At 28.0% G+C, this 23,623-nt stretch carries 19 protein-coding genes and 1 tRNA gene; 8 read left to right on the top strand and 12 right to left on the bottom strand.

Going from position 1 to position 23,623, the window contains the following annotated elements; genetic code table 4:
* The first annotated feature begins 5 nt into the window (after positions 1-5).
* Genes FOY43_RS00380 through pgmB form a run of 4 tightly spaced genes read left to right on the top strand, consistent with a single transcriptional unit; the run spans position 6 to position 6,695 of the window.
* A complete protein-coding gene (locus FOY43_RS00380) occupies positions 6-2,018 on the top strand; it encodes an alpha-amylase family glycosyl hydrolase (protein ID WP_236094570.1) in 2,013 nt (670 codons plus the stop codon).
* Positions 2,018-3,655, top strand: a complete 1,638-nt coding sequence (locus FOY43_RS00385; protein ID WP_146308497.1) for an alpha-amylase family glycosyl hydrolase — start codon at positions 2,018-2,020, stop codon at positions 3,653-3,655. Before FOY43_RS00380 ends, FOY43_RS00385 begins: the two co-directional genes overlap by 1 nt.
* Before the next feature lie 3 nt (positions 3,656-3,658).
* Positions 3,659-6,034 (top strand): glycosyl hydrolase family 65 protein, encoded by a 2,376-nt coding sequence (locus tag FOY43_RS00390; RefSeq protein ID WP_146308499.1) that lies wholly within the window; start codon positions 3,659-3,661, stop codon positions 6,032-6,034.
* Positions 6,027-6,695, top strand: coding sequence for a beta-phosphoglucomutase (gene pgmB / locus FOY43_RS00395; protein WP_162847746.1), 669 nt, complete (start codon positions 6,027-6,029; stop codon positions 6,693-6,695). The genes FOY43_RS00390 and pgmB overlap by 8 nt, the downstream gene beginning before the upstream one ends.
* A 37-nt stretch (positions 6,696-6,732) precedes the next feature.
* Here pgmB and FOY43_RS00400 read toward each other — a convergent pair whose 3' ends face one another.
* The 8 genes from FOY43_RS00400 to gmk form a co-directional block, all read right to left on the bottom strand.
* A complete protein-coding gene (locus tag FOY43_RS00400; protein WP_146308501.1) occupies positions 6,733-7,338 on the bottom strand; it encodes a DUF1349 domain-containing protein in 606 nt (201 codons plus the stop codon).
* Between the two features lie 86 nt (positions 7,339-7,424).
* On the bottom strand, positions 7,425-8,684 hold the full coding sequence (obgE, locus tag FOY43_RS00405; RefSeq protein WP_146308503.1) for a GTPase ObgE: 1,260 nt from the start codon (positions 8,682-8,684) through the stop codon (positions 7,425-7,427).
* A 97-nt stretch (positions 8,685-8,781) separates the two neighbouring features.
* Positions 8,782-8,872: transfer RNA gene (locus FOY43_RS00410), tRNA-Ser, on the bottom strand.
* A gap of 80 nt (positions 8,873-8,952) precedes the next feature.
* Positions 8,953-9,621, bottom strand: a complete 669-nt coding sequence (locus FOY43_RS00415) for a ribulose-phosphate 3-epimerase (protein WP_146308505.1) — start codon at positions 9,619-9,621, stop codon at positions 8,953-8,955.
* Positions 9,614-10,459 (bottom strand): ribosome small subunit-dependent GTPase A, encoded by an 846-nt coding sequence (gene rsgA / locus FOY43_RS00420; RefSeq protein ID WP_146308507.1) that lies wholly within the window; start codon positions 10,457-10,459, stop codon positions 9,614-9,616. Before rsgA ends, FOY43_RS00415 begins: the two co-directional genes overlap by 8 nt.
* Positions 10,460-10,465: 6 nt before the next feature.
* Positions 10,466-11,464: a serine/threonine-protein kinase gene (locus FOY43_RS00425; protein ID WP_146308509.1), complete on the bottom strand. Its 999-nt coding sequence runs from the start codon at positions 11,462-11,464 to the stop codon at positions 10,466-10,468.
* On the bottom strand, positions 11,457-12,212 hold the full coding sequence (locus FOY43_RS00430; RefSeq protein WP_146308511.1) for a PP2C family protein-serine/threonine phosphatase: 756 nt from the start codon (positions 12,210-12,212) through the stop codon (positions 11,457-11,459). The genes FOY43_RS00425 and FOY43_RS00430 overlap by 8 nt, the downstream gene beginning before the upstream one ends.
* The gene (gene gmk / locus FOY43_RS00435) at positions 12,200-12,811 is read right to left on the bottom strand and encodes a guanylate kinase (RefSeq protein ID WP_146308513.1); all 612 of its coding nucleotides are present in this window, start codon (positions 12,809-12,811) and stop codon (positions 12,200-12,202) included. The genes FOY43_RS00430 and gmk overlap by 13 nt, the downstream gene beginning before the upstream one ends.
* Positions 12,812-13,167: 356 nt before the next feature.
* Between gmk and FOY43_RS00440 the strand changes: the two genes are divergently transcribed.
* On the top strand, positions 13,168-14,064 hold the full coding sequence (locus FOY43_RS00440) for a PTS glucose transporter subunit IIA (protein ID WP_146308515.1): 897 nt from the start codon (positions 13,168-13,170) through the stop codon (positions 14,062-14,064).
* Between the two features lie 37 nt (positions 14,065-14,101).
* The gene (locus FOY43_RS00445) at positions 14,102-14,698 is read left to right on the top strand and encodes an FMN-dependent NADH-azoreductase (RefSeq protein ID WP_146308517.1); all 597 of its coding nucleotides are present in this window, start codon (positions 14,102-14,104) and stop codon (positions 14,696-14,698) included.
* Between the two features lie 106 nt (positions 14,699-14,804).
* On the opposite strand, the gene aspS is transcribed toward FOY43_RS00445, so the two are convergent.
* The 3 genes from aspS to FOY43_RS00460 form a co-directional block, all read right to left on the bottom strand.
* A complete protein-coding gene (gene aspS, locus FOY43_RS00450) occupies positions 14,805-16,502 on the bottom strand; it encodes an aspartate--tRNA ligase (RefSeq protein WP_201273914.1) in 1,698 nt (565 codons plus the stop codon).
* Between the two features lie 12 nt (positions 16,503-16,514).
* Positions 16,515-17,795 carry a histidine--tRNA ligase gene (hisS, locus tag FOY43_RS00455; RefSeq protein WP_146308521.1) on the bottom strand — a complete coding sequence of 427 codons (1,281 nt, stop codon included), beginning with the start codon at positions 17,793-17,795 and terminating at the stop codon, positions 16,515-16,517.
* A 109-nt stretch (positions 17,796-17,904) separates the two neighbouring features.
* A complete protein-coding gene (locus tag FOY43_RS00460) occupies positions 17,905-19,290 on the bottom strand; it encodes a hypothetical protein (RefSeq protein WP_146308523.1) in 1,386 nt (461 codons plus the stop codon).
* A gap of 160 nt (positions 19,291-19,450) precedes the next feature.
* Here FOY43_RS00460 and FOY43_RS00465 point away from each other — a divergent pair, with 160 nt between their 5' ends.
* Both FOY43_RS00465 and FOY43_RS00470 read left to right on the top strand, forming a co-directional pair.
* The gene (locus FOY43_RS00465) at positions 19,451-21,937 is read left to right on the top strand and encodes a valine--tRNA ligase (protein WP_146308525.1); all 2,487 of its coding nucleotides are present in this window, start codon (positions 19,451-19,453) and stop codon (positions 21,935-21,937) included.
* Positions 21,925-22,761 (top strand): bifunctional 5,10-methylenetetrahydrofolate dehydrogenase/5,10-methenyltetrahydrofolate cyclohydrolase, encoded by an 837-nt coding sequence (locus FOY43_RS00470; protein ID WP_146308527.1) that lies wholly within the window; start codon positions 21,925-21,927, stop codon positions 22,759-22,761. The genes FOY43_RS00465 and FOY43_RS00470 overlap by 13 nt, the downstream gene beginning before the upstream one ends.
* 76 nt (positions 22,762-22,837) lie before the next feature.
* Here the strand turns inward: FOY43_RS00470 and FOY43_RS00475 are convergent, their stop codons facing one another.
* Positions 22,838-23,623, bottom strand: a complete 786-nt coding sequence (locus tag FOY43_RS00475; protein ID WP_146308529.1) for an MIP/aquaporin family protein — start codon at positions 23,621-23,623, stop codon at positions 22,838-22,840.

The following is a 23,623-nucleotide window of genomic DNA, read 5'->3' on the forward strand; positions in this document are numbered from 1 at the left end:
TGGCTATGAAAAATAATGAATTTTTAACTCAAAATTTAATTGATTTTGATAACTTAGATAAGACATATTTTTATGAAGGTGATGACTTAGGAGTACATTTTAAAGATAATAAATTTACTATTAAGTTATGACAACCATTTGCAAAGAATGTAAGAATTTATATTTATGAAAATTCAGAAGATAAAACTGAAATTGAAATCTTAAATATGAACAAAAATTCTAATGTTTGAGAAATAACATTAGACAAAAGTTATGAAAGAAAATATTACTTATATGAAGTTGAAAACGAAAATCAGACTAAATTAGCTACTGATCCATATTCTTTTTCACTTTCTGCAGTTAAATGAGACGGTGGAGAAGAATTAAAAGCTAAAAGTGCTATTGTAGATATTGAAAAAATTAAAAGTAATTCAGCAAGATGAAATAGCGGTTTATTACCAAGAGAGACAAATATTTATGAATTGCATATTCGTGATTATACTTCAAGTCTTGATCAAAATAAATTGAAGAGTCGTTTTGGTACTTTTAACGCAGCTAGAGAAGCAGGTATATTCGAATATCTAAATGAACTTGGGATTAATCATTTACAACTTTTACCAATTCATAGTTGCTATACTTTGGATGAAACAAATATCAAAAAGTTAAATAAAAATGATGGTCAAAAATGAAACACAAACTACAACTGAGGTTATGATCCGTTAAACTATTTCAGTATTAATGGTTCATATTCATCAAATCCTCATGATCCATATGCTAGACTTTATGAATTCAAAGATTTTGTAAATGATGCACATAAACATAATATCGGAATTATATTGGATGTAGTTTATAATCATTTATTTACAAATAATACATTAAATGATATTTTACCCGGGTACTATTTTAGAAATGAATCTAAGGTTAATCCAGTAAGTTATCCTCCACTTGCTTCACAAAGATTTATGGTTAGAAAATTAATTGTTGACTCTCTAAAATATTTTATGGAATATTTTGATGTTGATGGATATCGTTTTGACCTTTCTTCATTCATTGATAAAGAAACAACTGATATTATTTATCAAGAGTTAAGTAAAATAAAAGAAAATGTTGTTCTTCACGGAGAAGCTTGATCATTTACTGATTTAGCTTATGAGAAAAATTATGTTAAAGGTTTTTTAACTAATGATATTAATTTTGCTTACTTTAATGATACAACTAGAAATGCAATTAAAGGTTCAGATCACTCTAAAGATAAAGGTTTATTCGCAGATTTTACTAAAGGATATTTTCTTTCTTATGTCAATTCAGTCGTAGGTAACTTAATTGATTACAACTTTAAAAATTATCCTTACAGTCATAAAGCATATGACCTATTCTGTTCTAATGTAGATATGAATTTACAATACAATGCTTGTCATGATGGTTTTACACTTTGAGATAAATTAAATGTTTCAACAACTGAATTAAGCTTTTTAGAAAGAATTCAAAGATATAGACAAGCTTTAATTATGACTGCAACTACTCAAGGAAGAATTCTACACTTAGCAGGTACTGAATTGCTTCAATCTAAACCAGCTGATAGAAGTGGTATGGATTTTGAAAGAACTATTGAAAGTAATTATTATGACGAATTAAATGATGAACCTGAATCAAACAGATATCACCCTAATAGTTATAAAACAACAGATTTTGTTAATTCATTAAAATGAAATCATCTTAAGAATTACTATGTAAAAGAATATGTGTTTGATTTCTTTGCTAAATTAAATAAATTTAGAAACCAAAGTAAAATTTTCACTTTATCAACTGAAGAAGTTTACAAAAATGTTAAATTAAAAGTAGTCGATGAAAACGAAGGAATTTTAATTTATGAAATTAAGTATGATTCACAAGCTTACTTAATTGCTCACAATTTTTCAGAACAGGATTATATTTACGATATGAGTAATTATGATGTTGTTTTTGATAACAAAATCAAGTTTAAAGGTGATAAAAAACGTATAACACCTCACACCTCACTTATCTTAAAGGAGAAATAATGAAAACAATAAAATTAGAAGATAGAGTAATTTACCAAATTTTTCCTAGATCATTTTATGACTCAAACAATGACGGAGATGGAGATCTTAAAGGAATTACTGCTAAATTAGATTATATTAAAGAACTTGGATGTAATGCTATTTGACTTTGTCCTATTTATGATACAAACTTTGTTGACGCTGGATATGATGTTTTAGACTATAAAAATGTTTGAAGTAAATTTGGAACACTTGAAGACTTTAAAGAAATGACAACTAAAGCACGAGAAAAAGGTATTGATATTATTATGGATATTGTTTTAAATCACGTGTCAAATGAACATGACTGATTCAAAAAAGCTTGTGAATCAGTTGAAAACAAGGAACACAATTACTTTATTTGAAGAGAAAAATTAAGCACCGAAGAACAAAAAGCAATGAGTATTTTTGGTGGAAGTGCCTGAGAATTTGTTCCATCAGTTAATAAATATTACTTTCACTTATTCGCAAAAGAACAAGTGGACTTAAATTGAGCACACCCAGATACAATTAAAGCAATGAGCAGTGTTATCGACTTCTGATACAACTTAGGTGTTAGAGGATTCCGTTTTGATGCTATTAAACACATTGCAAAAACCTTCGATAACATAGATTCTAACCCAGCTTTTGCTTGATGTGAAGGTGCAGTAGAATATCTTAAAGAGTTTAATAAAGTTGCTCTTAGAGGTAAAGAAGATGCCTTTATTTTAGGTGAATCAAGCGGAATTAACGTTGAAGAAACAATTAAGTATGGTTCAGGAAAAGATAAAGTATCTGATAATTTCTACAATTTCTGTTGATGATGAATAGGTTGAGGTAGAACAGGAAGAAATGGTTACGATGCCAACTGAAATTACCGTAACTTTGCTAAACAATTTAAAGAATTTCAAGAAAATGACCAAATTAAACCTTGAATGATTACAAACTTTTTATCAAACCATGACACTTCAAGAAGTGTAAGTCGTTGAGGATCTGAAACATTCTTTAGAAAAGAATCTGCTAAAACTCATGCACTTTTATTAATGTCAGCTAAAGGAATTCCATGTATTTATTATGGTGAAGAAATAGGTTTACTAAATAATATTTTCTCTAAACGTGAAGAATTCATGGATTGTGATATCCACAACGGGTTCGCTGAATTAGTCGATCAAAAGAAAATATACAGTGAAAGTGAAATGTTAAAATGATGTAACATTAACTCTCGTGATAGTGGTCGTGCAATTATGCAATGAGATAATTCAATTAACTCTGGGTTCAATACTGGAGCAAAAACTTGAATCAAAAATTGTAATCGTGCACTAGAAATTAACGTTGAAAACGATAAAAAAGATCCTGAAAGTATCTTTAATTTCTACAAAACTTTAATTAACTTAAGAACCGAAAAATTCCACGATTTATTTATCAATGGAACTGCAAAAGTTAACTTACAGAAAGATGGTGCAATTGAAGTTATTCGTGAATTAAATGGTCAAACAATGTATTTTTACATTAATATGACTGCAAATGAGTTAAATTTTGAAAGAGTAAATGGTCAATTAATTTTATCTAGTTACTCTGACAATAAAAATTCTGAAAAATATTTAAGACCATATGAGTCAATCATGATTTTGAAAGGTTAAAAAATGAATTATTTAAAATACGATACAAAAAATAAAGTTATTTCTCAAGAAATTTTCAATCCAAATGTTACAGCTAAAACCGAAAGTATTTTTTCTTTAGGAAACGGATACTTAGGAATAAGAAGTGCGGATGAAGAAAAATCAGTGTTTAATAAAGAAGACTTTTTTGTAAATGGTATTTTTAATAAAGACAGTGAAGATGAAGTTAGCGAACTAGCTAATCTTGCTGATTTAATGACAAACACAATCTCCTTAAATGGAGTTGTTTTTCAAATTGAAAATAACGATATTTACAAAAAAACACTTGACATTAAAAAAGGAATTTTAACTAGAGAGATAATTGCTAAACGTAGCTATGGAACATTTAAACTTAACTTTGAACGTTTTGTTTCACAAAGTGACTTAAATGTTTATGGGCAAAAAATTACTATTGAAGTTTTAGAATTAAATAATAAAGAGAATGTAGATATACGTCTTTATCCTTCAATTGATGCTACTGTAACTAATAGTGGAACACAACATTTTAGTGAAGGTTCAAAATTAAGACCAACTCAAACTTCGCTTAGAATGCAACAAAAAACAACTTTTAGTAAACGTTTAGTTGTGCATAACTTAGTTACTAAATTCTTGATTAACGGAGAATTAATTCAAGGTGGTACTGATGATTATGTCATCGAAATTAAGCGTAGACTAATTAGATTTAATATCAAAGCAAACGTTAAAAATGGAGATAAATTAGAATTATTTAAATTAATGTCAGTTCACACTTCAATCGATGATGCTAATGAAATTTTAAGTGATGAAACAGTTGTTAAAAATGCTGATCTTAAACTAGAATTCTTACAACAAAGTGATTATGAAACACTTAAAAAAGAATCTATTGAAAAAATGAATGAAAAAGTTTGAAATCAATTTGATGTTGAAATTGTTGGTGATGAAAAATCTGAATATGAAAAATTAGCTTTAGACTTTGGTATTTTCCATTTAAACAGTTTTGTTCCAAAACATTCTACATTCTTAAATGTTGGAGCTAAAGGACTTTCTGGAGAAGGATATCAAGGCCACACTTACTGAGATACTGAATTTTTCATTAACCCTAATTATCTTTTTACTGAACCAAAAATTGTTCGTAATTTATTAACTTATAGATATAGAGGAATTGAATCAGCTCGTAGTAAAGCTAAAGAAGTTAAATTAAGAGAACAAGAAAGTAATTTAGAAGGGGCACAATATCCTTGAGAAATGGCATGACCAACTGACGGTGAAGTTTGTCCATATTGAGGTCAAGCTGATGTTGTTAGTGGAAAACAAGTTCCGATTGCTTCAAGAAGACAAGAGATTCACGTTTCAGCTGATGTAGCTTTTGCAATTCATCAATATTACAATATAACTCAAGATCAACAATTTATGGATACAATGGGTTATGAAATGATTATTGATACTGCAATTTTCTACTCAAATAGAGCTGAAAAACAAAATGATGGAACTTATTCAATCAATGATGTAATGGGACCAAATGAATATAAAGGTAATATCGATAATAACGCTTACATAAATCGACTTGCTAAATATAATATCGACTTAGCGCTTAATTATATTGAAAAATTAAGTAAAAGTAACCCTCAACTTCTTAAAGAAATCGAATCTAAAATTCCTTATGCAATTAATGTTGATAAATTAAAAGAAGTTTCACAAAAATTAAAACAACAAAATCCTAATAAAGATTTAATTATTGCTGAAAATGACCAATTTTTAGCTTTACCTAGAATTGATGTAACTCCTTTCCAACTTTTAGGAGATGCTGGTAAAAAATTATTTAGTACTAAAGAAGGACATAAGCGTCTTTGTTCTCAATTAGTAAAACAAGCTGATGTAGTTTTACTTACATACTTAATGCCTGAGTTGTACGATTATCAAACTAGAAAAGCAAATTTTGAATATTATGAACCAATCACAACACATGATTCTTCACTAAGTGCTGCAACTTATGCAATTGAAGCAATTAGATTAAGAAAAATGTCAAAAGCTTACCAATTATTTAGATATGCATTGGATATTGATATGGGACAAAATATGCACTCTTCTGATGCTGGTATTCATGCAGGTAGTTTAGCGGCTATTTGACAAATGATTGTTTTTGGTTATGGTGGTCTCTCATACTATGATGATAAAATTACTCTTGATCCAATTCTTCCAGAAAATTGAAGTAAATTAAGATATAAATTTAGTTATTTAAATACATTGATTGAAGTAAATGTTAATAAGGATCATTTTACTGTTAGAACCGTAAAACAAGGTCAAAGTGTTAAATTATGAGTTAGAAATTCATTGGTTGAATTAACAAATGATGAACTTAAATTTGAGGTTAGACATGCTTAAGGGTATCTTGTTTGATCTTGATGGTGTAATTACTGACACGGCAAAATTACATTACTTAGCTTGAAAGGAAATTGTTCAAGAATTGGGTATAAATTATACTGAAGAAGAAAATGAAGGTCTTAGAGGTTTACCAAGAAAAGACACTTTATTAGCAATCTTAAAATTAAAAAACGTACCAGTTCCTTCAGACGTTATTTTAGATGATTTGTGTACAAGAAAAAATGAATTATATAAATCATTTCTTTCGGAAAAATTGGAAAAAGATTCCATTTTACCAGGAATAAGTAAGTTAATTGATGATGCTAAAAAAGCAAATGTTAAACTTGCAATTGCTTCAAGTAGTTATAATGCTCCTGTTATACTTGAAAAATTAGGTATTTATGATAAATTTGATTTTATAGTTAATCCTGCTAACATAGAAAAAGGAAAACCTGCTCCTGATATTTTCTTAGCCGCTGCAAAAGGATTAAACTTAAATACTGATGAATGTATTGGTATTGAAGATTCTGTTGAAGGACTTAAATCAATTCATTCAGCTAAAATCTTTTCAGTAGCTATTACAAATAATTCAAAGGAAGACTTTAGTAAAGCGAATGTAAAATTGAGTTCCACTTCAGATTTAGATTTTAATGAATTAGAAAATGCATTTAAAAATAAATAAAAGCAAAACCTTAAAAAAGTTCTGCTTTTTATTTTGTCTATTTATCTGGTTGTTGCCCATCATGTGCTAATCATTTACACTCAGTAATTTCCATTTTTGTAAAAGTTGCTTTAAAACTTGAATCTTCTGGACTGCAGGCATAAATACCAAAATTTATTTTATCTGTAGCTTTATTAATGTGGCAGATTCTCATTTGTTTAAATTCTTTTCCATCAATTGAACATTCTATCTTAAAATCATCTTCTCTTCTGCTTAATCTGTATCACATACTTTTAATGTTTGCATCTATTTCTGTAGTTGATCAATCTGAATAACCGTTATTTGTTACAACAGCACCTAGGTGTTGAAATTTTTCATTTTCATATTCAATTGAAGCTTTTATTCAGTTTTCTGAATCTAAGTACATTATAATACCGCATTGATCAAAACGATGCTTTGAATCGAATTGAGTTTTGACTGTGAAAGAAAAGAATTTTTCACTTGTTGAAATTTGTAATAAGGGTGCATTATCATTTCTAAAATGATAATAAGTTCTTTGCCATAGATCAGTTTTAGGTTCTGATATAATTTCAATTTTTTCATCAGAAATATTAAAATAATTTGGTTTTCTTGTTCAATTTCACAAATCTTTATTTACTTTCATTATTCTCCAATTTGTATTCTTAATTAAATATTATTTGACATTTTAATTTTACCTTTTTGGCTATAAAATAGAATAAAAAAAGAAGATTACTCTTCTTCTCATTGGAATTGATATTCATAAATATTAACAGTATCACCAGGTTTAATATCTAATTTAATCAATGCTTCTCATACACCAATTTTTTTCAAAATATTATTAAATCTTAATAAATTATCATATGAATTTAATGGAATTTTATTATATAATTCCAAAACTTTTGGTCCATAAACTTCAAAGTGACCATAATAAGGAGAAATAACATTGTAAGGAGCTTCATAGTTAATTTCGATTTCTTGTGCTTCTTCTTCAATAGGTTTCATAGTTTCTTTTTGAATCATTTCTCATAATACTTTTTTAACTAAGTCCATATTTTCACGATTTATTGCTGAAATTTCAATTAGTGTAATATTAGGAAATTTCTTTTTGAATTTTTCAACATTTTCTCTAAAGTTTTCTAAATCAGACTTGTTAGCAATAATTAATTGAGGCTTTAATTCAAGTTTTAGATTACAGTCTAATAATTCCTTTTGTATTGTTAAGTAGTCATTAATAGGATCTTTATTTGGGTCACCAAAGTCTATGATATGTGCAATAACCCTACATCTTTCAATGTGTTTAAGAAAACGTGAACCAAGACCCTTACCTAAACTAGCACCCTTAATTAAACCTGGTAAATCAGCTACAGTAAAGCTATTTTCATAAAATTCAACCATTCCTAATTGTGGTACTAATGTAGTGAATTCATACTCAGCAACTTTAGCTTTTGCATTTGAAATAGCATTAAGGAACGTACTTTTACCTGCACTAGGTTTCCCTACAACACCAACATCAGAAAGAATTTTAAGAACTATTTTAGCTTCAAATTTTTCTCCTGGAAGTCCGTTTTCACAAATTCGAGGTGCGGTATTCTTAGAGGTTTTGAATTTAGTATTTCCTCTTCCGCCTTTTCCACCTTTGGCAACTAAATAAGGAGTATCAGGCAAAATAACATCAGCAACTAATTTATTGTTATTGTAAACTAATGTTCCAATTGGAACTCTTATATAAGTGTGTTTTGCATTTGCTCCATAAAGATTTTTTGGTCCGCCTTTAACGCCATCTTCAGCAATGATATGCTTATTTTTGTAGAAACTTAATAATGTATTTTTTCCTAAATCACCAACAAAATAGACATCACCACCATTTCCACCATCTCCACCGTCTGGACCACCTTTATCAACGTGAGCTTCTCTACGGAATGAAATAATTCCATCTCCACCTTTTCCTGCTTGTAGCATAACTTTAACTTCATCAACGAATTTTGCCATTTTTTCTCCTTTTAAAATAGTTATTAAATTATAAATTATTATATGGTTCTTTAATTCAATTATTTTGTTAATTTATACATTTTTTTAAATAAAAAAATGGCGGAACAGAGAGGATTTGAACCTCCGCGGGAGTTGCCTCCCCTACAGTCTTAGCAGGACCGCCTCTTCAGCCTCTTGAGTACTGTTCCAAGCAAAAGAATTATAACCTAAAAATATAAAATCACTAGCATTATTTTAAATTAATTGGTTGATTTATAAAACTTTTACCCTATTTTGAAAATCTTCTTCCCAAAATTGATTTAATTTGCTCTTTTGTTGGGTTTGCAACCAAAAATGTTCCAGCGACACAAGCATCTGCACCATATCTAAAACATTCTGGCCCAGTAATGTTGTTGATTCCACCATCTACTTGAATTAAAAAATCATAACCATTATCAATTCTTAATTTTTTAAGATATTGAATTTTTTCATAAGCACTATCGATGAATTTTTGTCCACCCTTACCTGGTTCAACTGACATTACTAAAACTAATGAAAGATATTTAGCAAATTTTTCGACTACTTCAATTTCTGTATTTGGTTTAATTGCTAAACCAATTTTACAATAATGATTATTTTTATTTTCCAATCAATCTAATAAAACTTCTTCATCAAGAGATTCGTAGTGAAAAGTAAATACATCAACATAGTCTTTTAGTTCTTCGATATAATCAGTTGGATTTTCGACCATCAAATGTACATCCTTAAAGTGTTCTTTGCTATTTTTTGAAATATTAATTATCTCTTTGGGTGTGATAGCATAATTTGGTACAAATTTACCATCCATTACATCATAATGAATTCAACTTACACCATTATCAATGAGTGTATTTGCCATATCAACTCTTTTATCTACATCAACATTTAATAAACTAGGGGTAACGAATTTTTTACTCATCTCATCTCTCCTTTTTTGTTTCTTTGCTTAATTTTAAGTAATTTTCATATCTTCATTTCGGTATTGAAATATCGATTTGCTTTTTGATCTCACAATCATTTACGTTTTCATTAATATGCAAGCAAGAACGGTATTTACAGTCAGGAAAATATTTTTTGAAGGTATCAAAACTTTGTGCCAGTTCAAGAGAGTTTATATCTAAATCTAATGAACTAAAACCTGGTGTATCGATTAATTCTCCATCATTAAATTCTATAATTTTGACTACTCTAGTAGTGTGCTTTCCACGTCCTAATGCTTTACTGATTTGCTGAGTTTGAAAATTATTGTTTGATAATCTATTAATAGTTGTGGTTTTTCCAACCCCAGTTTGACCTAAAAAAACATTTGTTTTGTTTTTAAAAATCTGTTTAATTTCACTTAAGTTTGAATCACTGTTATTGTTAATTAAATAAACTTCATACCCACACCTTTGATATTGTTCATATCAGTAAAAGTCATTTACTAAATCAGATTTAGTAAAGAAAAGTATCGGTTTAATTTCCTTAAATTCAATTATTGAAAGAAATTTGTCCATTAAAAATGAACTAAACTCAGGTTCTTTTAAACTCATAACAATAATGACTTGATCAACATTTGCAACTTTAGGACGAATAAAATTGTTTCTTCGTTCTAAAATATTCAAAATCATTTTGCTATCATGTTCAACATAATCACCGACTAATGGAACTAAATTATTGAATCTAAGTTTACCACTCCCAGGAATCAAAATAGTTGAATTATCACTGTTTTTTATTTCATAAATTCCTGAAACTATTGAATAAATTTTTCCCTTCATACTCTCCTAAATTAAAATTGAAATAGTTATTAAAATAATACTAATTAAAACTAAAACAGAAATTAAAATTACATTAAATCTCCAACTACTTGTGTAATCTGCGATAGTTTTTTTACTTTTTGCCGTTTTGGCTGATATTGGAGCTTCTAGTGAGCGAGAAGTTAGTAAGCAAGTGTCAATATCTTTTCTAAATTCTCACATTGATTCATAACGATTGTTTGGGTTTTTAGCAGTCGCCTTTAGAATAACATTTTCTAATGCTTGAGGCACTTCTCTAAAATCTTTTACTCTAGGAAATTCATTTTCTTTGTGCATTTGAATAGTTTGGATAGCATTTTTATTGCTGAAAGGATATTTTCCAGTTATCATTTCAAAAAGGAGCACACCTAGAGCATAAATATCAACTTGTTTAGTTATTTTAGTATTATCATCAATTAATTCTGGTGCAAGATAATATACTGAGCCAACAATACTGTGAGTTTTAGTTAAACGTTGATTATTATGTTCGCTTGACATAGAAATTCCCAAATCAATTATTTTAACGGTCAACTTATCCGAAATTAATATATTACTGCTTTTGATATCTCTATGAACTATACCATTTGAATGTAACTCTCCAATTCCGGCTGCAATCTGTTTTGCAAAACTAACTGCAAGACGAGAATTAAGAAATCCATTTTCTTCTATCATCGATCTTAAACTTTTACCATTTACATATTCCATTACAAAATATTGTTCTCTTTCATCGATATGATAATCAAAAAGTTTTGGAACGTTTGGAGAACTTATTTTTTGCAATAGTTCAATTTCACGCTTAAAACGAATATAGTTGTTATTGTTGTTGTCTTGAATACGGTATTTTAGTGCATAAAGTTCATCGGGTTTGTTCTTTTTGTTCACTAAAAAAACCGAACTCATTCCACCAGTTCCAATTAATTTTAAGATAGTATAAGTTTTGTAAACTTTTGACTCTCTGAATGGTAATTCAGCATAACTTTTAGACATAATCTTCCTCTTCAAAGTCTATAAGAGCTACACTTATATTATCATTGGAGTTTGCAATTTGTGCACTTGTAAGAATAGTTTCGATTCTATTTTTAAGTGATAAATCACAATTTCTGACGATAAGTTCAATCTCATCATTATTTAAAAAACTATGAACACCATCACTAGTAAGTAAAATACTTCTAGTTTTCATATAACTTTCAGTATTTAACTCAAAAACTTCAAGAGTAGTTTTTTTAGTTGGACCAAGTGCACTAGTTAAATATTTTGATTCTCTTTGAGAATTTGCAATTACTTTATCATAACCCTCTTGAATTAGTTGGTTGTAATAATTATGGTCAACTGTAATTTGAATCAAATCATTATTTTTATTAAGTATGTATGTTCGAGAGTCGCCTGAGTTAAAAATAATAATTTTCTTTTGTTTTTTAAGGATTAAAGCTGCAGTTAGAGTAGTCCCCATATCATGCATTTCTTCATTAATTGATTGTCTTTTCATATTGATCTTAACAATATCTATCAGATCATAAAATCATTTTTTATGATCGCCTAAGTTAGAATTAAAATTATCTAAAAACTCTTTAGCGATAACATTTACAGCAATTGAAGAAGCAAAAGAACCACCGAAGTGGCCACCCATTCCGTCGCATAAAAGAGCTAAAACCGTATTATCTTTTTCAATTATTTCAACTCTATCTTGATTTTCATCTCTAAAATCACCTTTAATAGATTTTACTAATCATTGCATTTAATGCCTAGCTCCTTATAAAGAATTTCCTTAATTTCATTAGCTGCACGTTCAGGAATATCGTTAATTATTTTATATTTAAAAACACTTGATTCGGCAATCTCTTCAGTTGCTTTGTGTAATCTAGCTTTCATTGTGTGATTGTCTTCAGAACCTCTTTTTAATATTCTGTTTCTTAGATCATCAATTGAAGGTGGAAGTAAAAATATTGTAATTAAGTTATATCTATCATCATCTTTTAATTTTTCAATAACTTGTTTAGCACCACGAGTTTCAATTTCTAACATCGGAGTCATACCACGATTAGAAATTCTTGTTAATTCACTGTACAAAGTACCATAATAGTTATCAAAGTGGTAAGAGAATTCAATAAACTCTCTACCTTTTATCATTTGTTGGAATAATGATTTATCATAAAAATAGTAATGAATTCCGTTAATTTCACCTTCACGAGGTTTTCTAGTTGTTGCAGAACAAGAGAGCGATAAGTGTAACTCATCGAATTCAAATAATAATCTTTCAACTGTTCCTTTACCAACTCCGCTTGGTCCTGAGAAGATAACTAATGGTGTTTTCTTTACAATACTATCTTTATCCATAATTAATTGTTATTATATAATTTTATTTATTTTTTAATAACAATATTTATTTTAAATTTTTAATATATTGATTAATCAGTGAATAAATTGTTTTGGAGTTGTTTTGTAATGATTTTTATAAATAAAATATTTGTAAAATTGATTAATGTTTAATATTGATTTTAATAAAAAATAAATTTACTTTATATTTTTTATTTGGTATTTTTGTATAAAAGTTTTACCTTAATCATTGTTTTTAATTACATTTATGGAAAAAAAACCATAACAAAATAGCAACAAAGATGTTAAAAAGATTTTAATAAATTTAATGTATTATAATTAACCAGTATTAATTTACTAATTAATAAGGAGTAATAATGAGTTTTTTAAATAAAATTAAATCAATGTTTGCTAAGAAGGATGAACAACCATCTGAAATTCCTTCACAATTTATTCAAGATTTAGTTGCAAATCTTGGTGGAATTAGTAACATTACTGGATTTAACAATGGAGCTACAAGCTTAAGATACGATGTTAAAGATAGTTCAAAAATTAATGTAGCAGAATTAGAAAAAATTGGAGCTGAAAAAGTTACAATTGTTGGACCTAGATATGTTGATGTTAAGTTAGGTGAAAGAGCTGATGAAGTTAACTTAGAAGTTCGTAAATTTATTACATACTTCAAAAAAATTGAGGCAAGTAATGTAAAGGTTCAAGAAGGTAACTTAGCACCTAAAGCAGTTCAAGAAGCAGCTAAAGAAGAAAAATGTCCAGATGGAACATGTCCTTCTAAAAAAGCTGAAGAAAATGTTGACAGTGTTGAAATTTTAGGTATTACTGATGCAAAAGTAGTTGGTCTTGAAACATTAAATGACGGTGTATTTAGTGAAAAAATGTTAGGTGACGGAATTGTGTTTGACATTTCTAAAAAAGAAACAGTTGACATTATTTCGCCAGTTGATGGTACATTAGAAGTGTGCTTCCCATCAAAACACGCTTATGGAATTGTATCACCTAATGGTTTAAGTCTTTTAATTCACATCGGTATTGACACAGTTAACTTAGGTGGAATCGGTTTTGAAACATTTGTAAGTCAAAATGATAAAATCCAAAAAGGTCAAAAATTAGCTACTGTTAATGTAAAGAGAATTTTACAAGATAATTTAAATCCAAATGTTATTTTGATAGCAACTAAAGAATCTAAATTCACAAACTTTACAGAAGTTAAAAAAGTTTCAAAAGCAAACGAAGTTGTTGCTGTTATTACAAAATAATAAGATCAAATTAATATAATTTTGAAAGTGAGGTAATATGAAGGTTTTAGTACTTAAAGGAAATCTAGTAGCGGATGCTAATTCATTTTCAAATAAAGTTGTTGACTATTTTGTTGACAAAGTAGAATCTAAATATCAAGATGCTGAAGTTGAAGTAATCAACTTAGCCAAAACTAAATTAGCTGATGTGTTCTTAACACAAAAATCATTTTCAACCTATTACACAGACGTTGAAAGTGCAAAGTGAATTTCAAAGATGAAAGAAGTTGATAAAGTTATTATTTCTGTTCCAATGATAAATTTTGGTCCATCAACAATTGTAAAAAACTTTATTGATGCTATTTCGGTTGCAGACCAAACATTTTCATATAAATATAGTAAAAAAGGTGATGCTATAGGTTTATTAACTAATATTGATGTGGCTATTATTGCAACTCAAGGAGCTCCTGAAGGTTGATATCCTTGAGGAAACCATTTAAGTTGACTAGAAGGAACATTCAAGTTCTTAGGTGCAAAAAAAGTTCAATCACTTTTGGTTGCTGGAACTAAAGTTAATTTAGCAAATTCATTAAATAATGGTGAATTAATCAGTGAATATGATAATAAAATTAATTCACTTGTTGAAAATTTATAATACTAAAATTACCTTGAATGGTAATTTTTTTATACAAATAAAGGAATATGCAACGAAACAAAAAAAGTTGACTTCTATTATATTGTCAACTTTTTTACACATTCGATTAATTTTCTTCATGAATGACTTTAATAAATAATTCTTGAAGTTGTTCTTCAGAAACTCCACTTGGAGCTTCAGTAAATACGTCTTGATTTTTTGCGTTTTTAGGGAATGCAATAACATCTCTTATTGTTTTATGGTTGGATAAAATCATTGTTAATCTGTCCATACCCAAACCAATTCCACAGTGTGGTGGAACTCCGTAATTAAACGCTTTAAGGAAGAAACCAAATTTTGATTCTTGTTCTTCCTTAGTCATACCAATAAGTTCAAACATTTTTTCTTGCATTTGTGGATCGCTAATTCTAGCAGAACCAGATCCTAATTCAAATCCGTTTAATACTAAGTCATAACTCTTGGCACGTAATTTTGAAAGTTCTAATGTATTAATTTCTTCTAGAGTATTATCAAATTGAGTGAATGGGTGGTGTGCTGCTTGTCAACGTTTAAATGTTTCATCGTATTCGAACATTGGTCAATCAACAATTCAGCTAAAGTTATATTCATCACGTGCATAATTAAACATGTTGTTTAATTCAACACGAACTGCACCAAGAGCTTTTGAAGCATTTTCAAATTCATCTGCAACAATGAAATATGAACCATCACCATGAATTTGGATAAGTTTATTAACTTCATCAGAAACTTTCTTTGCAAAGTTTGAATGTGATACAAGACCATTTTCAACTACAAAATAAAATAATATTTTTGCTTTATTTTTATTAGCAATCTCTTCAAGAGATTTGAAATCTTTTTTAGAAATTATCGATGGAACTTTAAGCATTCTCTTGCTTTTTGCGTCTTTAATTACATTAAAATCTGTATTATTGCAGAATGAATCAATATCGATAATTTTGTACTCATATCTTAAGTCAGGTTTATCTGTTCCATAATCTCTAATACAGTCATCAAATTTCAATCTTTGGAATGGAGTTTTAATTTCATGACCTATTTTCTTCATGAAATGTTTGAATAAACCTTCAACCATTTCTTGGAATTTTTCAACGGACATAAAACTTACTTCAATATCCAATTGAGTAAACTCTGGTTGTCTATCTTTTCTAGAGTCTTCGTCCCTAAAACATCTAGCGAATTGATAGTATCTTTCAAAACCAGCAACCATTAATAATTGTTTGAATAATTGTGGTGATTGTGGTAAGGCGAAGAATGTTCCTTTAGTTCTTGTTGGAACCAAAAAGTCTCTAGCGCCTTCTGGTGTAGCTTTAGCCAACATAGGGGTTTCTAATTCAGTAAAGTCATTTTCTTGCATATATTCTCTAATGTGATAGAAAATTTTATTTTTAAGTGCAAGAGTTTTTTGCATCACTGGTCTTCTTAAGTCTAAATATCTATATTTTAGTCTTAAATCTTCTTTAACTTCAATTTCATCCTTAATTGAAAAAGGTAATTCAGCAGCACTCGAAAGAATTGTGAAGTCTTCAACTACAACTTCAATATCACCAGTTTCCAAACTTGGGTTTTTATCTTTTCTTTCAACAACCAAACCTTGTACTTCTAAAACACTTTCTTTTGAGAAATTAATTGGTTTATTAAAAACCAATTGAGTAATTCCATATTTATCTCTTAAGTCAACAAAATTTAATTCACCAAATCTTCTTTTGTTAGCAACTCAACCGTAGAGAGTAACTTTTTGACCAACATTTTCTATTCTTAATTCATTGTTTTTAATTTCTTTTTTCATAATTATCCTTAGTTATTTTTTTAATAAGTTCATGATGTTTGTTAAAATTGAATCATTTTTTTCTAACTGATATGTTTCTTTAGTTTCTAAATTTTTTAGTAATATTTTGTTTTCCACTTTAATATCATCAAATAATAAAAATTTAGCATTATACTTTTGAGCATGGTTAAAAATTTTCTTAATCTTAATTTCATCAGGATTAAATTCAACACTAATATTGTTTTTTCTCAAATTATTAACTAATTCAAAAATAATGTTTTTATTTTCGATGTTATCTGTACTTGTTGTTGCAAAAACTTCAACTGAATCGACATTTTTTACTAATTTTTCATTTATTTCAGGGTGAATATCTTTAATCAAAGCCATCATACGATCAACGCCAAGACCAAATCCAATACTTGATAGATCAGGTCCGCCAAGTTCGTTAATTAGCTTTGAATATCTCCCACCGCCAAGAACAGTTAATTCATTTTCTTGAGTTTTAACAACAAATTCAAAAACTAATTCATCATAATAATCCAAACCTCTCACTAAATCAGTAGAAATAGTAAATTTAATATTTTGATTTTTAAGTTTATCACAAATTGCATCAAAGTAATCCCGTGAACCAGAACTTAAATAATCAATAATTTTTGGACAATTTTTCATAAACTCATGTTTTGAATCAATTTTATCATCAAGAATTCTTAAAACTTTACGTTCATTTAATCTTTCTCTACTTGTTTGAGTCAATTGCTCGTAATATGGAAGAAGGAAATCGTAAACGTCATTTTCGTACTTTTGTCTAGTTTCAAGATCACCGATTGAATTAATTTTCAGTTCAATTTCATTGTCGAAGTCAAAATATTTTCCAATGATTTCTTTTGCCATCAAAATTACTTCAACGTCATATAGTGGATTTTTATTAGATAAATATTCAATTCCCGCTTGTATAAATTGACGATAACGCCCTTTTTGAGGTTGTTCGTATCTGAACATCGGACCAAAATAAGCGAATTTATTTTGATCTACATATCATTTATTTTCAATTAAAGCACGAATAAATGGCGCAGTTCCTTCTGGTCTAAGACAAATTGAACGTTTACCCTTATCAAGAAAATCATACATTTCCTTACGAACCATATCGCTTGATTCATTTGAGCGTTTGAATAATTCAGTAGCCTCAAAAATAGGAGTATCAATCATTTTAAAATTATAAATTTTAATTAAATTATTAAAATTATTGTAAATATCATCTCTTAAAGCAACATCATATTTATCATAATCTTTCGTACCTTTAATTTTAAAAATCATATTGCTCCATTCATTATAAATATTACTTAAATTTTACATTATTTTTAAATAATATTATGTTTGTTAAAAAGGTATATAAAAAGGTTAATTTAAGAAAATTAACCATAAATTAGTAATTGAAAATTAATACTATAAAATTAAGATCATCTTGAGAAATTTGTATTAAATTTGAATTTAAAAGTTGTTGAAGAATTAAAGGATATTGAGCAAAAACATTTATTTGTCCTTCGGTTCTTTTTATAGTTATTTTGTTTGTAGTTGAATTTTCGTTTTTAACTTCTTCTAGGTTTGAAATCACTTGATTATTTAGGTTTGTTAGTAAAATTGGTCCATTATCAGTTGCCTTAATTCTAGTGATGCTTTTTAATTTTGGATTTCTTTTTAATACTTCATTTACAATATTTGCTATCGAAATTGTTAATTCTTCATCAATATCTTCATCTTGGTTCGAAATAAATCTATTATTATTTTTGAAATATTCAATACCAACGATTTCTTCCTTAGAATTTTTAATAAAAATTGAATTTTCATTTGATGAATCTAAATCATTTTCAATTAATTTTCAAGATTCAATAGTTGTCACAAATGCTGGATTAGCATCAAAAGGTATATTATGATTTAATTTTTGTGGTAAAACCAAACCATTTTTAATATTATTATTCTGAATTAATTCTGCATAACTCAATACTTTGAGAGTTGCTTGATAACTTAAAAGTGAATCGGATAAAGTTTCACTATTTTCACTATCTAAGTTTTCAATTGCTTTATTAATTAGAACTGAAATTTTATCTTGAGATTTAATTTGAAATAAATCATTTGCAAGTTGATATAAATCTGAGTTATTTGTTTTAACATATTCGATAACTGATTTTTGATTTTGTAGAGCGAGTTCAGTTGATTTGTAAAGTAAATCTTTTTGGTGTTTAAGACTATATTGTGATATTTTTTGTTTCATTGAATCATCAAATTCATTGTTTGAATCTGATACAGCTAAATTTACTTTTTGTAAAAGATCTGAAAGAGAAGCGTCATTAATCTCGTTTGATTTACTTTGGAATTCATCAAACTTTTCATCAGTATCTATTTTGATTACTTCTTCTATATCAGTTAATAAAGTATCAATACTATTAACCAATTCTTTCATAGTTTCAGTTTCTTTTGAAGAGATAGGTGTTATAACTTCTTTTAAATTATTAATTAATTGCTTAATCAAATCAAAAGTTTTCTTAATAAAATCAATGTAATTTTGTTGAAGTTTTTCTTTATTATTTTCTTGATAAGTATCAATTAATTTAAAATTAAAGTATTCTTTGTCTAAGTTAAGCAAAAATTGATTATCGAAATTAATTTTTACTTCATTTTGAGTATTATCATTTGGATTTTCTACTTTGATTTCTTCTTCATTTTTATTTGAACATGAAGCCGATAAAGCTAAAAAAGAAGAAGTAGATACTACAGAACCGATTAGCAATAATTTATTTTTTATTTTTTTCATAAAATACCTCTTTTTTTATTTTGATAAGTTAATTCTACCTAAAATATTAGAAAAATCACTATAAAACTTCCATAATTAGTGTATGGAACTGTAAATGTCATATTTGTGGTAAAATATAAATAAATATTTTAAATATATATTTTGTAAAAAAGAGGACATCGTGGAAAAAATTTATAATCATAAAGAAGTTGAAAAAAATATTGAAAAAAAATGACAAGAAAAAAGATTTTTCATGGATCATGATGAGAGAAAAAAACCTTTTTCAATTCTTTTACCACCACCAAACGTAACAGGTAAATTACACCTAGGTCACGCACTAGATTCATATATTCCTGACACAATTATTCGTTATAAAAAATTAAATAACTTTGATGTGTTTTGAATAGCTGGGATGGACCATGCAGGAATTGCTACACAAGCTAAAGTTGAACAAACTTTATATGAAACTAAAGGTTTAACCAGACATGATTTAGGAAGAGAAGACTTTCTTAAATTAGTTTGAGATTGAAAAGATGAATATGCAGCAACCTTTAGAAAGCAATGGTCATCATTAGGACTTGCTCTTGATTATTCTAATGAAAGATTTACTCTAGATGAAAGTGCTAATAATGCAGTTCTAAAAGTTTTTATTGAGTTATATAACAAAGGATTAATTTATAGAGATGTTAAGGCAATAAATTGAGATCCAGAACTTGAAACAGCTTTATCAAATATTGAAGTTGTTAATAAACCAACTGAGCAAAAAATGTACTATATTAAGTACTTTATTGAAAATTCAGAACAATTTTTAGAAGTTGCAACAGTTAGAACTGAAACTTTACTTTCAGACGTAGCTTTAGTTTACAATCCAGAAGACACTAGATATAAACATCTTCAAGGAAAATTTGCTATTCATCCAATTACAAAGAGAAGATTACCTATTATTGAAGATAGTTATGTTGATAAAGATTTTGGTTCAGGTGTTATGAAATTATCGGCACATGCTGAAATTGATATTGAAATTATTAAAAAACATAATTTAGAAATTCTTGAAACTATTGATAAAAAAGGTTATATCAATGCTCCGGGAAGTGAATTTGATAAATTAGAAAGATTTGCTGCTCGTGAAGCAATTGCAAAATATCTTGAAATAAATCATTATTTAACTAAAGTTGAAAATTCAATTTCTAATGTTGGTTATAGTGATAGAAGTAAGGCACCAGTTGAAATTCTTGTTATGCCTCAATGATTTGTTAAAATGGATAAATTCGCAAATGATATTTTAAATCATCTTAAAAGTGGAGAAAAAGTTGAATTTTTCCCTTCACGTTTTGAAAATACATTAAAACAATGAATGGAAAATGTTTATGATTGAACTATTTCTAGACAATTATGGTGAGGACACCAAATACCTTGTTGATATAAAGGAAATGAAATTAAAGTTCAAATTGAATGTCCGGGTGAAGGTTGAGTTCAAGACCCTGATGTACTTGATACATGATTCTCAAGCGGTTTAGCTCCATTTGCTTTCTTAGGTTGACCGAATAGTGATGAAAAATTAAAAAGATATTATCCTGGCGATGTATTAGTAACTGGTTATGATTTAATTTTCTTCTGAATTGCACGTATGTATCTTTTTGGTTTAGAATTCCAAAATGAAAAACCTTTCAAACATGTTTTACTTCATGGTCTTATCAGAGATGAACAAAATAGAAAAATGTCTAAATCATTGAATAATGGTATTGACCCAATGGATGTGGTTGATAAATACGGTTCTGATGCTTTAAGATGATTCTTAATTGCAAACACTACTCCAGGAATGGACATTAGATATTCTCCAGAAAAAATTCAAGTAGCTTGAGCAATGAATAATAAATTGTGGAATATTGCCAGATACATTTGTGAGATGGAAGATAATAATAATTCTGAATACACTGATGCAGATAAATGAATTACAAATAAAATTATTGCTTTACAAAACAATATTGACAAATTCATGGAAAAATATGAATTTACATTAATGTGTGCTGAAGTTAATAAATTTATATACAATGACTTTAGCTCATGATATATTGAATTAATTAAATCAAACGCTTCTAAAAAAGTATCTTTAGAAATTCTTAAAAATATTTTAATTATTCTTCACCCATTTATGCCTTTTATAACAGATAGATTATTTAGTGATATTTATAATGAAGAATTATTAGAAAATAGTTGACCTAAATTAGAAGAATTCAAAAATGTTGAATATATCGATACTTTGATTGAAATTATTTCAACAATTAGAAAATATCGTGAAGAAAATCAAATATCTAAGAAAGAAATTATTAATTATTTCTTTGATAATGAGTTAAATGACGTTGCAAAAGATACAATTAGAAAAATGGCTAGTGCTGAATTCAAACAAAATAATGATGCAATTTTTGCATTAAATTCTGGTAATTTATTTATTGAAATTGATGCTAATCAAAAAGAAATTAATAAACAAAGATTAATTGAAAAGATTGAAAAAGTTAAGTTTGAAATAAACAGAGCTTCAAACATGCTGAATAATAAAAACTTTACTGAAAAAGCTCCTATTGAAAAAGTTCAAGCAGAAAAAGATAAGCTTGAAAAATATCAAGAAGAACTAAAAATTTATGAGGAGGAACTTAGATGCAAATATTAAGTGGAGTCGAGTTAGCTAAAAGAGAGTTAGAAAAATTAAAAAATGAGATTGATTCAATGAATTTACCAAGAAAAATACGTCTTGGTATTGTTCAAGTTGGTGATAATCCTGCTTCAAATAAATATGTTCAAAATAAAATTAAAAAAGCTGAATATTTAGGTATTGAAGCTACTTTATACAAATATGATGAATCAATTAGTCAAGACAGACTGCTTAAAAAAATGGATTCAATTAATGACTATAGTGATGGAATAATTGTTCAATTACCATTACCTAAGCATATTCCAACTCAAGTTATAATGGATGCAATTCCATATGAAAAAGATATTGATGGCTTAAGTAATAGAAATGAATTTGCCTTGTACAACGGTTCGAGAACTAAAGACAAATTCTTTGTTCCAGCAACTGCTAGAGCTGTTCTTGAATTAATGGAACACTACAACATTGAAGTTGAAGATAAAAGAGTTGCTGTTATTGGTAGAAGTTATTTAGTTGGTAAACCTGTAGCTCACATTATTAAAAGAATGGGTGCTTCAGTTGCAACTTATGATGAACACACAGGTATTAAGGGTGTTGAAAATGCTGATATCGTAGTTGTTGCTGCTGGCGAAGCTAAATTAGTTAAGGCTGCTAACGTTAAAGATGGTGCTATAGTTATTGATGTTGGTACTAATTTAGATGATCATTTACCTGATGTTATTTCTGGTGATGTAGATTTTGAAAGTGTAAAAGATAAAGTTGCAGCAATTACTCCAGTTCCTGGTGGAGTTGGACCAATGACTGTTGTTTGCCTTCTTAAAAACTTAGTAGATTCTATTAAATAATTCTACGTTTAATGAATAAAAATAGTTGACATGAATTTGCCAACTATTTTTTATAATGAGTTATTAATTTATTGAATTATGCAGCAAGAACATTCATTGCTTTGAAAGCCATGAATACTAATGGAACTACAACTCCAGCTAATAAAGGTGCTAAACCTGGAACTAATAGACCATATTTTCAATCTGCACTAGGTGCATCTTTAACATCTTTGAACATTAATTTAACTGTTAAGAAGTATACTAATCTTGGAACTAAATCTCTAACTGGGTTAATTGCATAACCTGTAGCTGAACCAAGAGACATACCAATTCCTAAAATGATTCATGGAACTCCCATAGTTCCTAAAACTGTGAAATTAGGATTTAATGAACCAGCATGAATAATTCCGATAAGGATTGCTGTACCAAGGAATTCATACATCATATTTTGTGCAAATTTCCCTTGGTGTGAAGGACCTGTACATGATGAACCTTTTAACGCACTAAGTTCATTTTCTTTAATGTGATTTCAGTTAATAACATTAAGAATAACTTGTCCTACAAATGCTCCAACAATTTGACCTACAATGTAAAGAACGTGTGTACCAATAACTGTCCCTGTACTACTTGTAGTACCATCAGCAAATGTTTTGATTAAACTTCAAACAGTAACTGCTGGGTTTAAGTGCGCTACTGAACCAGTGATTGCTCCTGATGCAACAATACCACCAAATACGGCGATAGCTCATCCAAAAGTAATTAATACCCAATTTTGTGTTTTGTGTGCAAACATATTTTTGAAGTTTGCACTTGCACAAACACCATTACCTAGAATTATAAGAACCATTGTTCCTATAAATTCACTTAAAAAGGCTGTTCCCAT

The organism is Mycoplasma anserisalpingitidis, from assembly GCF_007858495.1.
Classification (GTDB): domain Bacteria; phylum Bacillota_I; class Bacilli_A; order Mycoplasmatales; family Metamycoplasmataceae; genus Mycoplasmopsis; species Mycoplasmopsis anserisalpingitidis_A.